This window comes from Parasphingorhabdus marina DSM 22363 (genome assembly GCF_900128895.1).
In the GTDB taxonomy this organism is placed as follows: Bacteria; Pseudomonadota; Alphaproteobacteria; order Sphingomonadales; family Sphingomonadaceae; genus Parasphingorhabdus; species Parasphingorhabdus marina.
This window is the reverse complement of record NZ_FSQW01000002.1, coordinates 886,141-900,271: the sequence shown is the minus strand read 5'-3', so window position 1 is coordinate 900,271 and position 14,131 is coordinate 886,141. Positions and strand designations below refer to the sequence as shown.

Below are 14,131 nucleotides of genomic sequence, written 5' to 3'. Positions count from 1 at the left end.
TTGGGGCAGGGGGTTCGCAAAGTTAATGCGATTTTCGGCATTGACGGTAATTTTGGTTTTTAGGCGTGAAAGCGAGTTAGTCTGTGAAGCATAAGAAACGGCTCTTGCCCCTCCTGATGTGCGGTACGATTTTGACGGGCATTGCGGTTTCCGCATCTGCGCAGCAGGCCGCTCCGCCGGCGGAAGCCACCCCACCGGAAGCGACTCCGGTGGATAATACGATCCGTTCGATTGTCGTGAATGGCTCACAGCGCCTCGAACCCAGCACCGTCTTGTCTTACATGAAGCTGCGGGTTGGTCAGGAATATACCCAGGAAAGTGCTGACCAGGCTCTCAAGGACCTTTTTGAAACCGAATTGTTCAAGGATGTCAGCATTCGCAACAATGGCGGTGCGGTCGTCATCGAGGTCATCGAGAATCCGGTGATCAACCGGATCCTGCTGGAAGGCAACAAGCGGATCAAGGAAGACAAGATCTACCCCGAAATCCGGCTGGCTCCGCGGCAGATTTTTACCCGATCCAAGGTGCGTGCCGATGTGGCCCGGATCATTGAACTTTACAAGCGCAAGGGCCGGTTCGCGGCGAATGTCGAACCCAAGATGGTCCAGCTGGACCAGAATCGCGTCGATATTGTGTTCGAGATCAACGAAGGTCCGAAGTCCAAGGTTCAACAGATCAACATTATCGGCAACGAAGTGTTTTCCGATGGCAAGTTGCGCGGTGAAATGGCAACCAAACAGTCCCGTTTCTACCGGTTCTTCAGTTCCAGCGATACTTATGACCCCGACCGGCTGGCCTTTGACCAGCAAAAGCTGCGGCAATTTTATCTGACTGAAGGCTATGCCGATTTTCGCGTCATTTCGGCGGTAGCCGAGCTGACGCCTGACAAGCGTGACTTCATCATCACCTATGTTGTGGAAGAAGGCGAGCAGTATAAATTTGGTGACGTGTCGGTCGAGAGCGATATCCGGGATTTTACGGCCGAGCGTCTGACTCCGTTGCTCCCGATGGAAACGGGCGATGCTTATGACGCCAAGCTGGTCGAGGATACGGTGGAGCAGCTGTCCGAGACCGCGGGTCTTTTCGGCTATGCCTTTGCCGATGTCCGGCCGCAGTTTGACAGGAACAAGGAAGACCTGACCATGTCAATCGTCTTCCGCGTTGCAGAGACACCGCGTGTTTATGTCGAACGGATTGACATTAACGGCAACACGCTGACCGTGGACAAGGTCGTCCGGCGCGAATTTCGTCTGAACGAGGGGGACGCCTTTAACAGTTTCCAGGTCAAGCGCTCCGCGAACCGGATCAAGTCTCTGGGCTTCTTCCAGGACGAACTGGAAATCGAGCAAAAGCAGGGCAGTGCACCTGACCGAATCATTCTGGAGGCGAATGTCGAAGAGAGAGCGACCGGTGAATTGCAACTGTCAGCCGGTTTCTCCAGCGTCGAGAATTTCATTCTCCAGTCTTCGGTTCGGCAGCGCAATTTCCGCGGAAAAGGTCAGGAATTGCGTGCCAGCGTCAGCTATTCCAGTTTCTCCCAGGCGATTGAGCTTGGTTTCACCGAACCCTACCTGTTCGATCGAAATGTGGCAGTCGGTGTCGATGTATTCCGCCGCGATCTGAACAGTTTTGGCTTTGGCAGTACCGGCGATCGTCGGACCACCTTTGAGCAGCTGACCACCGGTTTCCAGATTCGTGCAGGTGTTCCGATCACGGAATTCATGTCGGCCACCTTGCGTTATGGTCTCAGTTTTGACGACGTGACGCTGGACCGGAACTCCTTCTTTACCGACAACAATAATGACGGGATCCTGGGTAACAGCCCGGATGACACCTGCGATCCGCTGCGTTCCGGACGCTTCCTGTGTGATGCCATTGGCGAACGCACGACATCATCCATCGGGGCATCACTTATCTATGATGACCGGGATAACCGGCTACGTCCCACTCGCGGTCAGCAGGTTGTTGGCAGTCTCGATTTTGCGGGTCTGGGCGGCAGTGTCAAATATCTTCGTGGCCGGTTAAATGCTTCGAAACACTGGCGCGTCTTTGGAGACTTCATTTTCAACATCAGCGCCGAAGGCGGTTATATTTATCCGCTGGAAAACCGCGGCAGCGCGGCAGATGGCATAGACGATGTGCGCCTGACCGACCGGTTTTTCCTCGGTGAACCGCAAATTCGCGGCTTTGATATTCGGGGGGTGGGGCCACGGGTAATTCGATCCGGATTTGTTCCGGAAATCGTCGATGGTCGGGCCGTCAACTCGGTTGTCGATTTCAACACCAATCGTAACAACGTCAACGACGATGCAATTGGCGGACGAACCTATTATCTGGCACGCGCAGAACTGGAAATTCCGCTGGGCAGCGGAGCCCGGGAGCTCGGACTTCGGCCCTCAATTTTTGTGGATGCCGGTGCTGTTTTCAATGTCACCCGCCCGTCGCTGGTTACGAGCCAGGTACAGCTGGTCAACGACGATGGTGATCCGTTGTTCCTGACCGTTGACAATACTGGCGCGATAGTAACGACGGTTGATGCCACGGACGCCATGGGCATAGCCAATGAGCCAGCGCTGAACACAAACCCGCTGGTCAGCTTCACCGAGCAATTTTTCGGCGACAGCCCCAGCCCGCGTGTTTCCGTGGGCTTTGGCGTGAACTGGAATTCTCCATTTGGTCCGTTCCGGATCGATATCGCCCGCGCTCTGTTGAAAGAGCCAGGCGACGATACTAAACTGTTTACATTTAACGTAGGAACTCAATTCTGATGAAAAAACTTTCCAAAACACTGCTGAAATCCGCAGCACTTGCCATTGCGGCGGTGTCGGTACCAGCTATCGTAACCGCTCCCGCTGCTGCACAGTCACGCACAAGTATCGGCATGGCCAATTTTGAATCCGCCATCGTGAAGTCGAACGCCTATCAGACGGCGGTCAACCAGATGAAAACCACCTACAAGTCGGACATCGATGCGACCAATGCCCGTGCAACGGCACTGCAGGCCGAAATCAAACCGCTTGTTGATGCCTATAACGCGGCGGTGCAGCAACCTGGCGCTACCCCGCAATCGGTTCAGCCGCAGGCACAGGCTTTGCAGGCCAAGCGCAATTCCGGTCAGCAGGAACTGGCCCGGCTGCAACAGCGCGTCACCCTCGCAACCGCCTATGTCGAAGAACAGGTCGGCAAGCAGCTGACGGCCGCCATTCAGGCCGCGATGAAGGCAAAGAACGTGGATCTGGTTCTGTCTCCGCAGGCCGTGGTTGCCCGTGAGCCCTATGTGGATATCACAGACGATATCGTGGCGGAACTGAACAAGCTGGTTCCATCAGCCTCGATTACACCGCCTGCGGGATGGCAGCCGGGTCAGCAGAATCAGCAGGCCCAGCAGCAACCCGCAGCGACCAACCAGCCGACCGGCCGGTAATCGGTCTCGATGACGGAAGCTCTCGATTATGACGTGACCCGGGTGATGGGGGTTCTCCCCCATCGCTATCCGATGCTGCTCGTCGACCGGGTGGAAGAACTGGTCAAGGACGAGTCGATCCGGGCGATCAAGGCTGTCACCATGAACGAGGGCTTTTTTCAGGGGCATTTCCCTGGCCGCCCGATCATGCCCGGCGTGATGATTGTCGAAGCGCTGGCCCAGGCGGCCGGCGTTCTCGCGATGGAAAGCTTCGATCTGGTTGGCTCCGGAAAACTGGTCTATTTCATGGCTATTGACGGTGCCAAATTCCGGCAGCCTGTCGAACCGGGCTGCCTGCTGTCACTCAATGTGGAGTTTGTCCAGAAACGCCCGCGGGTGTGCAAATTTGCGGGTCAGGCCATGATTGGTGACAAACTGGCTGCAGAGGCCAGTTTTACCGCCATGATCGCGGATCCACCTGCCGCCTGACCGGCGCAAAAGAATCTTGCACTTTGCAGCGACGGGGGCTAATGCGCCGCTTCGCACAAATTTATTCGCTTGGGGTCTGGTCGGAAACCAGCCCGTCATGGAGCAGAAAATGAAAAAAGATACACATCCTGATTATCACATGATCAAGGTCCAGATGACGGACGGCACGGTCTTCGAAACCCGCTCCACATGGGGCAAGGAAGGCGATACGCTGCAGCTCGACATTGATCCGACGTCGCACCCGGCATGGACCGGCGGCAACCAGCGTCTGCTCGACGCCGGTGGTCAGGTTGCTCGCTTCAACAAGCGTTTCGGCGGATTGTCTCTCAAGAAAAGCTGATCTCGGCGGTGGTGATAACATCTGTTTTCACCACAAGCTGATATCCCCCAGCCACGGTTGCAGAAGCTTGAGCTTCTGCCGGTAGATTTCCTGTGCCTTTTCCGGGCTGGTCAACACCAGCTGGACCCGATCGCCCGGACGCAATTGTCCGATCAGATGCCGGTCCGCCCGGATGACCTGGGCAACTCGCGGATATCCTCCGGTTGTCTGCGCATCCGGCCCCAGCAGAAACGGGGCGCCATCAGGCGGACACTGGATCGTTCCCGGAAACACCGCTGCGCTGGGCATGGTGTTGTGATCTTGCAAATCAAGCGGAGTGCCCGCCAGCATCGTGCCCATGCGACTGGAGCGTTGCCCCGATTGCCATTTGTTCGAAAAGAGACGGTGCCGGGAATCCTCCTCGAGTTTGGTGAATTCCGGGCCAGCGGTCACACGAAGCAGATGATGGCCCGACAGATTGGGTATAAACTGGACCGGAGTCTCGAGGGCATCCGACGGGAAGTTGTTCGCGGAAAATTCCAATATGTCACCGGCCCGCAGGCCACGTCCCTGATATCCGCCGAGACCTGCCTGAAGACACGTGGACCAACTCCCCAGGACGGGGTTCCATGAGGGATCCCCGGCAAATGCTACATAGCTGCGGCATCCCGTTCGGGCCGGGCCTATTCGAACCTTGTTGCCGGCTGTCAGCCGAAAACTTTTGTGCAGGGTTGCCGCTTCGTCATTCACCTTGACATATTCGGCAGCGCCAGTGACGGCGATGGTACAGGTCTCTCGGACAGTGAACTCCATCGCGTCGAGCGTGACCTCCAGCGTTGCCGCGGTCGGGATTTTGCCGACCAGACGGTTTGCCAGGCATGAGGACAGGCAGTCCGCTGCACCGGCTGCGGGCATTCCGACGTGCCGATGACCGAAAAAAGGTGCGGCCTGCACCGTGGTTTGCAGACCGGGCTTTTCAATACGGATGGTCATCACGGTAATCCTGCGACCAGGTCGTCATATTGCTCCCTCCCGATCTGCCGGAACCGGACAGGTTGATCGGGCTGAAGCAGATTTGGCGGAGTTTTTCCGGGATCGAAGAGCAGGGCCGGCGTACGCCCGATGATCGGCCATCCGCCCGGGCTGGAGAAGGAATAGAGACAATTCTGATTGCCGATCATGCCCACCGAACCGGCTGCGACATGCTGGCGTGGTTGTTCCAGCCGTTGAACATCGCCCATGTCCTGTGTGCTGCGAAGATAGGCGAATCCGGGCAGGAAGCCCAGCATGCTGACCGAAAAGTCCAGGCCCTGATGCCATGCGACAAAGCTCTCCACGCTATGTCCGGTCTGACTCACAACCCCATGGATATCTGGGGCAAATTCCGGATCATAGCAGATTGGTAACTCAATCGCTGGAGGCGCAGATATCGCGGTTTCCTGACCGGTTGAAATCTGTTCGCGCAAGACGGAGGCAGCTTCTTTGACCGAGATCCGGGCCGAGTCAAACTGCACAGTGATGCTGTCCAGTCCCGGCACCACTTCTAACCAGGTCCCGGCTTTCAGCAAGAAAGGCACCAGCGCATGGATATGCGGCAAGTCCTTTATTTTGCAGGAGATCCAGTCATCGCAAACGTGAAGGTCCGCTGTGACATCCGTCATGATTTGGGTACCCCGACCCCGATCCCGTGACGTTCCAGCTCCGCACGCATTAACTGTGCGGTTTTCAAAGCGCCGTTGCTGTCGGAATGGAGACAGAGTGTATCGGCCGAAATTTGTAATTCCTCGCCGCCGGAAATTTTGATGGGGCGGCCTTTGGCGAGCGCCAGACCTTGGTCAAGCCGTTCCTGTTGATCGGCTATGACAGCATCCGGCTGGCTGCGAGGTACGAGCCTGACGTTCTTGTCATAGCGGCGGTCGACAAAGGCTTCGGCGATAAATCCGATATTCTGATCACGGGCGTGATCACGGAGTCCAGAGGGGACCATGCCGACGAGCGGGAGCTGATGCGTCTTTGCCAGGTCCACCAGAATTCGCGACAAAATCTCGCTGTCCTGCGCGTCATTATAGAGCGCGCCGTGCGGCTTGATATGCGTGATTTTCGCGCCGGTCCGGTCTGCTACATCCAGCACAAGTCGCACTTGTGCGTGCAGTGACGCGGCCAGTTCGTCAGGCGCAATTGCCATGCTGACGCGGCCAAAATTCTCGCGATCCGGATAGGAGGGATGTGCGCCGGGGGCGACCTTGTGCTGCAATGCGGCGACCAGCATCCGGGCCGCGAGTTCCGGAGACCCGGCATGTCCCCCGCAGGCGATATTGCAGCTGGACACGATCTCCATCATGGCGACATCGCGCGCGATACCGTCAGCGGACTCATCCTCACCGAGGTCGGCATTGAGATCAATGGAGTCGCTCATGGCCAGATCCCCAGGGCGCGGGTGATCAGACGCACGCCGAGCAAGCCGGTAATCAGAAGAATCAGGATACCCGCGAAATTGGCTTTCCGGTCATTGACATGGTCCTGCAAAATATCTTGGTTATTCGCCAGATACAGAAGAAATCCAGCAATTATGGGTAGCAGCAACCCATTGGCAATCTGGGCCACGAAGATGATCTCGACCGGGCGGTAGTTCAGCAAAGCGCCAATTGTACCAGACAAAAGAACAATCGCGATTCCCAGAATATAGGGCAGCCTTGATCCGGAAGTCGCTGACCTTCCAAAGATTTCCTGCATGATATATCCGGTCGCGAGAGGTGCCGTTATGGCGGATGTCAGACCAGCTGCAAAAAGGCCGAGACCCAGCATCAGGGTGGCTATGCTTCCGAAAACCGGATCCAGCTGACGAGCCATGTCTGCGGCATTGGCGATCTCGCTTCCTGTCCCGAACAGGCTGGCCGCCGCCGTGGCCAGGATCGTGATTGAAATCAGACCACCGATACCGATCGAGACAATATTGTCCGTCTGTGCTTCAGGTAACCCGTCCACGCTGTCCCATCGCCGGCGCGCACTCGCGGCGTGCAGGAACAGGTTATAGGGAACAATGGTCGTCCCGATCAGGGCAATGGCGGTGAGGAGACCCGCTTCGGGGATCCGGGGCACAAAACCGGAGAATATTGCGGCGAAATCCGGGCGGGTCAAAAGAAAAGCCGAGAGAAAGGCACCGCTCATCAGCAGGACCAGCGCGATCAGCACCCGCTCAACCCATCGCGGTCGTGACAGCAGAAGCAGTCCGGTTGCCAGCAACGCAATCCCGATGATCACCAGCGGCCGGAATGAGGCAATGTCGGTTCCCGCGAGTGCCTCGACACCCAGAACCGCGCCCGAAATATTGCCGGCCTCATAGGCGGCATTGCCGAGCAGCAAGGCGGCGATCAGCAAAAGCGCCGCGAGGACTTTTACGATGGTAGAGGAAATGCTGGCCATCATGGCTTCCGCCAGACCCATGCGCGAAACCAGTGCGATCCGCACGGCGAAGCTCTGCAGAATGATTGTGGTTATCGTGGCAAATACGAGAGCCCAGATCAGCGCAAAACCAAAATTGGCACCGGCGAGGGTGCAGGCGGTGACGGTTCCCGGACCGATGAACGCCGCAGAGACCATCATGCCGGGGCCGGGCCGATAGGCGGATAGTTTCATGGGCATAACCAGCCTCGCATCAACTGTTCCATGGCCAGGGTTTCTCCCGGAACCATTTCGTGATCACATATTTGGTCCCGCTTGTCACCGCCATGCCATGATGCAGTGTTCGGTCATTGACCGACCCGTCAGGTTTGAGATTGTTCCAGCAAAGCAAGGTCCCGGCCTCGGGAACAAACTGATGATCCAGTTCCACAAACCAGGTGGTACCACCACCGGCCGGTGCATTCAGATAAATCATGAAGGTCCAGGTCCGCTGCCCGGAAAGCGAGCAGAACTTTTCGAAATCTTCCCCGCCGGGATCAAAATAATCTGTATGCGCTTTGAACTCCTGCCCCTCGGCATAGCGTTGTCCCTGAAGCGGTTCTCCGAATATGGGCAGGATATCTGCGAAGTTGCAAATCCTGTCATCCAGCTCGGCAACCAGAGGGTCCTGGTGATCCAGATCGCAGGTTTCACTGGTCCGGAAATAGTCGTCCCCGTTATCGTCCGCAATTGTCGAAGGTCGTCGTTTTTCGTCAATCCGCCGGATCAGCTCGTCGCATTCCGACCTGCGCAGAAAGTCTTTCACAACACACAGCTCGATATCGTCGGCCGGAAATCGTTCGACTCCGCCCAGTGCCACCAGATAATCCGCATTTGTGGTGTTGCTCATCTCCACAATCCATCCGTCCCTGTCGGCATCAGACTAGTAGAAAAATGGAGCACCGCAACTGCTCTTTGCGGATGTGCCGGGAGGGGCTATAGCATGAGCCACGATGACAGTATTCCGTCTCTCCGATCATTCGCGCAATGGCTTCACACTGGTCGAGATGATGATCGCTTTGCTGGTATTTTCGATGCTGGCAGTTGCCGGTGTCCTGTTGCTGCGCTCCGCCGTCGACAGCAATGAAGTCACCGATGCCAGATTGCGCGAAATGGCTGGGATGCAACGCCTTGTGTCGCTGATGGAGGCTGACCTCAGTCAGGCGATTGCGCGGACTTACCGGGATGAAGACGGTGACCGGAAAGCGGCGTTCATTGCGGAATCGCGTATTTCGGACGAGGATTTTCTGACCTTTACGCGAGGGGGGCAAGGCAATGTGAATGACGAGCCTCGTTCGAGCCTGCAGCGAGTTTCCTATCGGTTGACGGAAGGTCAGCTGGAACGTCGTCAGTTTGAAATGACTGATGGAGGTCTTGCCAGTGACCCCGCCCGTTTGGTCAGCGGTATTGAAAATCTCGAAATCCGGTTTCGCGATCGTCGCGGGCAATGGCTCAGCGACTGGCAGCCGGGACGGCTGAACGATATGCCGCGCGCGCTGGAACTGCAGTTTGATCAGAATGGCCGTACCTATCGTCATGTTTTTCTGGTTGGCACGGGATATTTGTGAAGATGTCTGAAAAGCCTTTCGGAAAATCGGAAAAAGGTGCGGCGCTTTTGACCGTGCTGCTGCTGGTTGCCGTGCTCGCGATTCTGGCGGCCCACGGTATTGACCGCATTGCGGGAGCGGCCAAGCTGACATCGAACGCCCGGGAACTGGCGCAAGCGCAGGCCTATATGGTGGCGGCCGAAAATCTCGGAATGGAAACCGCACAGCAAATCACGGCGGCATCTCCCGGACGCACCACGAATCTGGGAGACTGGAACGGTCGTCCCAATCGGGTGCCGGTGGAGGGCGGGATCATCACCGCGTCCATCTCAGACGGCGGCAATTGTTTCAACATCAATGGCCTGGTGCGTCAGGAGCAGAACATTTTCACGGCGCGACAGGCGGGGCTGGACCAGTTTGTCCGCCTTATGGGGCTGCTTGATGTGCCGCAGGGAGATGCGATCGACATCGCAGCTTCGGTTGCCGACTGGCTGGACAGTGACACGATCGCCGCGCCCGGTGGCGCTGAGGATGAATATTATCTGCAATCGGAACGCGCCTATCGCACGGCCAATAGTCTGATAGTCGACATCAGCGAGCTTCGGGCCGTGAAGGGGGTAGATACGACGATCTATGCGCGGCTGGCTCCCTGGATCTGTGCATTGCCGATCGCCGAACTGTCCCCGGTCAATGTCAACACTTTGAAGCCCGAACAGTCTCTGCTGCTCGAGATACTGTCAGAGAATCCCGTCAACAGCGTTGAGATTCGGCAGTTTCTCGGCCGTCGTCCCGAAACCGGCTTCAGCAGTGTCGGTGATTTCTGGTCCCGGCCCGTTCCCGCCCGGTTCGGCGCCGATTCCGAGGTGCAGCGACAGGTGAAGGTCGCAACGCGCTGGTTCCGGCTGGACCTGACCGTCGAAATGCAAAGCGCGCTGATAGAAGAACAGGCGCTGGTTGATGCAGGGCTGCAACCGGCCCGGCTTGTTCAGCGTCGCCGCGGGGATACGCTTTAGGCGGGAATTCACCGTCATGGCGCGGGAAAGGCTTGACGATGACCCGTTGCCGTCCCTATGCAGCGTCGCGCATCAGAATGTCTGATTGCAGCAAAGTTGTGGCGATCGTAGCTCAGTTGGTTAGAGCGCCGGTTTGTGGTACCGGAGGTCGGGGGTTCGAGACCCCTCGATCGCCCCAGCATTGGCCCTGTATTTTCCTTCGTTTGACAGTTAATTCAGGTCTCCCGGTTTTCCGGGATGACAAACGCGGTTTGTAATATTATTACTCCTTGAACAAATTTAATTACTACTTGCGCCGAGGAATTCCGAAATGACGGTAATGTGGGATTTGCCAGATTATGATGGACATGAAGCGGTCCATTTTTTTCACGACAATGACACTGGCCTGAGCGCCATTATCGCATTGCATTCGACTCATCTCGGACCCGGCGCTGGCGGCACCCGGTTCTGGCACTATGAGAATCGCGAAACAGCGGTCACGGATGCACTCCGGCTGTCGCGTGGCATGAGCTTCAAAAATGCTCTGGCCGATCTGCCGCTGGGCGGCGGCAAAGCCGTGATTCTCGCTGATCGCAACCGGACGAAGACGCCGGAAATGATGGCGGCCTTCGGGCGGATGATCGATTCCGTGGGTGGTCGCTATGTGACGGCGGAAGATGTTGGTATCAGTACCGCGGACATGGTCGAGGTCTCAAAGCAAACTCGCTACGTTTCCGGTCTTCCCGTGAGCAACAGCGACCATGCAGGTGGTGATCCTGGACCCTTTACCGCCAAAGGCGTGTATCTCGGGGTCAAGGCGGCCGTGGCCCACAAGCTGGGAAAAACCGACATGGATGGCGTCCATGTTGCGATTCAGGGTGTGGGGAGTGTTGGCGGTGGACTGGCGCGGTTGCTGGCAAAGGATGGCGCCCGTCTCAGCATTGCTGATATCAATCGTGAACATGCCCTCTCGCTCGCCGGGGAAATCGGGGCAGAGGTTGTGGGTCTTGATGAAATCATGCGGCTGGAAGCGGATGTGTTCAGTCCCAATGCCCTGGGGGCGATACTGGACAAGGTCTCGATTGCACATCTGAACGTCCCAATCGTCGCGGGTGGAGCGAATAACCAGCTGGCCACGCCCGAAGACGGGCAACGGCTTTTTGACCGTCAGATCCTGTTCGCGCCGGATTACGTGATCAATTCAGGCGGAATTATCAGCGTAGGTCTGGAATATCTGGGCGACAGCGATGTCGACGACGTCAATGCCCGTGTGGACCGGATCCCTGGTCGTTTGACCGAAATATGGGAACAGAGCGCTTCGCAAAAACTGCCCTCCGCCATCGTTGCGGACAATATGGCACAACGTTTGATCGGTCGGGCGTAAACTTTTGAATTTCTGCTGATTTTGCCGCTATTGGCGAACATTTTATACATGCGATTCCGTTCGCCCTTGTAAATCCATCCCGGCACTTTGGATCGCAGTAAAGATCACGGTAAACATTCCGGATCGAAATCCGTTATGGGAATCATGTCTGTTTGCCTGATTTCCTCCGACCACGCGTAACACTGTCTGATGCGTGAATTCGGAACATTTTTGCCACTAATTCTGGGATTTGCCCTGGCCGCATCCATTTGCATATTTTTGCGGGTGATCAGTCATGTGCGGTCGCGGCGGTCCGGCGATGATCCGCACACGGATATCCTGGCTGATGAAGCAGGCCACGAGCGCCATTCCATATCCGCGGAGGACCTGACCAGAATATTGGGGCCAAATGCACTCTTCAATCCCGATGAAGATCAGAGATTCCAGACGCTCGCAGACATGTCGCCCGCCGGTATTTTTCTCACCGACAGCGGCGGCGATTGCATCTACGTCAACCAGTCCTGGCTGAAAGTCAGCGGTCTGAATCTGGAACAGGCGCTGGGGCCGGGCTGGGTAGATGCCATTCATCCCGATGACCGCGACCAGGTCTGGACGGAATGGGATCGGGCGGTCCGGGAGGAAGGCTTGTTCAAGATGGATTTCCGGATGCGGCAGCCATCGGGTCAGGTCGTTTGGATCACCGTGCTGAGCAGCCCCTACCGGAACCAGGACGGAGAAATCGCCGGTTTTGTGGGTGTAAACATCGATATTTCGGAACAGAAAATCCTGCAGTTGCAGCTGGATTTTGCCAACCGTCAGTTCCGCCAATCGGAACTTATCGCCAATATCGGATCATGGCGGCTGACAGTCGATGACTGGAAACTGGAATGGTCAGACCAGATTTTTCGGATTCATCAATTGCCGATCGGCGAGATGCCGAGTCTCGAAGATGTCATGAAATACTATCCCGGCGAAGCATCCAAAACCCTGTTCCGATCGCTGCAACTCGCAATTGAGGAATGCAGTTCCTTCGACATCGAAACAGATTTCGTTACGGAAACAGGTATTGCGAAACGGGTGCGCAATCTTGGCGAACCGGAATTCGAAGACGGCAAGCTTGTTGCCCTGGTCGGGGTTATTCAGGATGTAACGGATCAGTCTTCCCTGCGAGAGAAACTGCGCAATATCGCGCGCATCGATGAACTGACGGGGATCGCCAACCGCAAGAAGCATAATGAAACGCTGGAATCACTTCTGGGACAGGACAACTGTCCGGTTGATCCGGTAGCGCTGTTCATAATCGATCTGGATAATTTCAAAACGATCAATGACAGCCTTGGTCATCCGGCGGGGGATGAGCTTCTCCGTCAGGTTGCAGAAAGGCTTGCCGGGATCCCGGATATCAACCTGGTTTCCCGCATCGGCGGAGATGAATTTGCCATCATCAAGCAGCAAAGACTGAAAGACCCGGATTTCACCCAGACAGCGAGGCAGCTTGAAGCCTGTTTCGATGATGATTTTCAGATTGAGGGCCAGACGATCGGGGCGAGCGCCAGCTTTGGTGCGGCTATTTCGTCCGACAGTGCCTTGTGCCCCGAGTCTCTTGCTAAAAGTGCGGACATTGCACTTTATGTCGCCAAGGCCAGTGGCCGAAAAGACTGTCGCTTTTATAACGAAGAGCTGGGCGCAGAATATCACAAATCCGGACAGCTCCGCCTTGATCTGAAATCAGCCTTGAAAAATGATCAGCTCCGGCTCTGCTATCAACCGATCATCAGCCTGTCGGGTCAGAAGATCATCGCGTTTGAAGCATTGCTGCGCTGGGAACATCCGACGCTCGGCCAGATTGCTCCTGATGAGTTCATCCCGCTGATGGAGCAGGCGGACCTGATCAATCCGATTGGCAAATGGGTCATTCTCGAAGCGTGTCGCCAGGCATCGAAATGGCCGGATGATATCAGGATTTCGGTGAATATCTCAGCAATCCAGTTGAAGGAAAAAGGGTTTAGCAGCCAGATATTGCAGGCGCTCGCAGCCTATCAGCTCAAACCCGGTCGGCTGGAACTGGAAATCACGGAGACGGTGCTGATCGATAACGTTCAGGAAGCTCGCAAGACGCTGAAAAACCTGCAGAACATGGGTGTGCGCATCGCCCTTGATGACTTCGGTACAGGCTATTCCTCTCTCAGCTATTTGCGATCCTTCGCATTCAACAACATCAAGATCGACCAGAGCTTCATCCGCGATGCGGGAAGTTCGGAAGGTACCGGCTCAATTATTGCGGCGGTTATTGGCTTGGGCAAGGCGCTCAATTTCGATACGGTGGCGGAAGGTGTGGAAAATGCCGAACAGCTGGAATTCCTGAAAAGTCAGGGTTGCGATCAGGTGCAGGGCTTTTTCCTGAGCAAACCGGTCGCTCCTGACGAAATCTACAATGTGATCGCCGAATTGAGCGGCGACCTTGCAAAAGTCCGGGCCGCCTAAAGCCCTTCGGGCTGCCGAATTCCAAGAAAAACACTTGTCGCTCAGCTGGTCTTCTGCCATCGAAACCTGCGATTATGCAGCTATTTCGGCAGA

13 protein-coding genes and 1 tRNA gene are annotated in these 14,131 nt (G+C 56.3%); 9 read left to right on the top strand and 5 right to left on the bottom strand.

Translation table 11 applies throughout. The annotated features are described in order from the left end of the window. Nucleotides 1-116: 116 nt before the first annotated feature. The 4 genes from bamA (at nt 117) to rpmE (ending at nt 4,232) form a co-directional block, all read left to right on the top strand. Nucleotides 117-2,768, top strand: a complete 2,652-nt coding sequence (gene bamA, locus BUQ90_RS14000; RefSeq protein WP_074205768.1) for an outer membrane protein assembly factor BamA — start codon at nt 117-119, stop codon at nt 2,766-2,768. Beyond that, complete coding sequence (locus BUQ90_RS13995; RefSeq protein WP_074205767.1) at nt 2,768-3,424, top strand: OmpH/Skp family outer membrane protein; 657 nt, start codon at nt 2,768-2,770, stop codon at nt 3,422-3,424. Before bamA ends, BUQ90_RS13995 begins: the two co-directional genes overlap by 1 nt. Nucleotides 3,425-3,433: 9 nt before the next feature. Further along, nucleotides 3,434-3,892, top strand: a complete 459-nt coding sequence (gene fabZ / locus BUQ90_RS13990; RefSeq protein WP_074205766.1) for a 3-hydroxyacyl-ACP dehydratase FabZ — start codon at nt 3,434-3,436, stop codon at nt 3,890-3,892. Between the two features lie 109 nt (nt 3,893-4,001). Next, entirely contained in the window at nt 4,002-4,232 is a 231-nt protein-coding gene (rpmE, locus tag BUQ90_RS13985) for a 50S ribosomal protein L31 (protein WP_074206439.1), read from the top strand. A gap of 27 nt (nt 4,233-4,259) precedes the next feature. Here rpmE and BUQ90_RS13980 read toward each other — a convergent pair whose 3' ends face one another. From BUQ90_RS13980 to BUQ90_RS13960, 5 genes are read right to left on the bottom strand one after another with little or no spacing between them, the layout of a single operon-like run. After that, a complete protein-coding gene (locus BUQ90_RS13980) occupies nt 4,260-5,204 on the bottom strand; it encodes a 5-oxoprolinase subunit C family protein (protein ID WP_074205765.1) in 945 nt (314 codons plus the stop codon). Continuing rightward, nucleotides 5,204-5,872: a 5-oxoprolinase subunit B family protein gene (locus tag BUQ90_RS13975; RefSeq protein ID WP_074205764.1), complete on the bottom strand. Its 669-nt coding sequence runs from the start codon at nt 5,870-5,872 to the stop codon at nt 5,204-5,206. The genes BUQ90_RS13980 and BUQ90_RS13975 overlap by 1 nt, the downstream gene beginning before the upstream one ends. Further along, complete coding sequence (locus BUQ90_RS13970; protein WP_074205763.1) at nt 5,869-6,627, bottom strand: LamB/YcsF family protein; 759 nt, start codon at nt 6,625-6,627, stop codon at nt 5,869-5,871. The genes BUQ90_RS13975 and BUQ90_RS13970 overlap by 4 nt, the downstream gene beginning before the upstream one ends. After that, complete coding sequence (locus tag BUQ90_RS13965; RefSeq protein WP_074206438.1) at nt 6,624-7,847, bottom strand: Nramp family divalent metal transporter; 1,224 nt, start codon at nt 7,845-7,847, stop codon at nt 6,624-6,626. Before BUQ90_RS13965 ends, BUQ90_RS13970 begins: the two co-directional genes overlap by 4 nt. Before the next feature lie 19 nt (nt 7,848-7,866). Beyond that, nucleotides 7,867-8,502 carry a prolyl hydroxylase family protein gene (locus tag BUQ90_RS13960; RefSeq protein ID WP_074205762.1) on the bottom strand — a complete coding sequence of 212 codons (636 nt, stop codon included), beginning with the start codon at nt 8,500-8,502 and terminating at the stop codon, nt 7,867-7,869. A gap of 103 nt (nt 8,503-8,605) precedes the next feature. Here BUQ90_RS13960 and gspJ point away from each other — a divergent pair, with 103 nt between their 5' ends. The 5 genes from gspJ to BUQ90_RS13935 all read left to right on the top strand — a co-directional run bounded on the left by gspJ (nt 8,606) and on the right by BUQ90_RS13935 (nt 14,038). Then, a complete protein-coding gene (gene gspJ, locus BUQ90_RS13955) occupies nt 8,606-9,220 on the top strand; it encodes a type II secretion system minor pseudopilin GspJ (RefSeq protein ID WP_074205761.1) in 615 nt (204 codons plus the stop codon). Between the two features lie 2 nt (nt 9,221-9,222). Then, on the top strand, nt 9,223-10,212 hold the full coding sequence (gspK, locus tag BUQ90_RS13950) for a type II secretion system minor pseudopilin GspK (RefSeq protein WP_074205760.1): 990 nt from the start codon (nt 9,223-9,225) through the stop codon (nt 10,210-10,212). Nucleotides 10,213-10,313: 101 nt separating this feature from the next. Continuing rightward, nucleotides 10,314-10,390, top strand: a tRNA-His gene (locus BUQ90_RS13945). A 132-nt stretch (nt 10,391-10,522) separates the two neighbouring features. Continuing rightward, the gene (locus BUQ90_RS13940; RefSeq protein ID WP_074205759.1) at nt 10,523-11,575 is read left to right on the top strand and encodes a Glu/Leu/Phe/Val family dehydrogenase; all 1,053 of its coding nucleotides are present in this window, start codon (nt 10,523-10,525) and stop codon (nt 11,573-11,575) included. Nucleotides 11,576-11,764: 189 nt separating this feature from the next. Continuing rightward, on the top strand, nt 11,765-14,038 hold the full coding sequence (locus BUQ90_RS13935) for a sensor domain-containing protein (protein WP_074205758.1): 2,274 nt from the start codon (nt 11,765-11,767) through the stop codon (nt 14,036-14,038). The last annotated feature ends 93 nt before the right edge of the window (nt 14,039-14,131 follow it).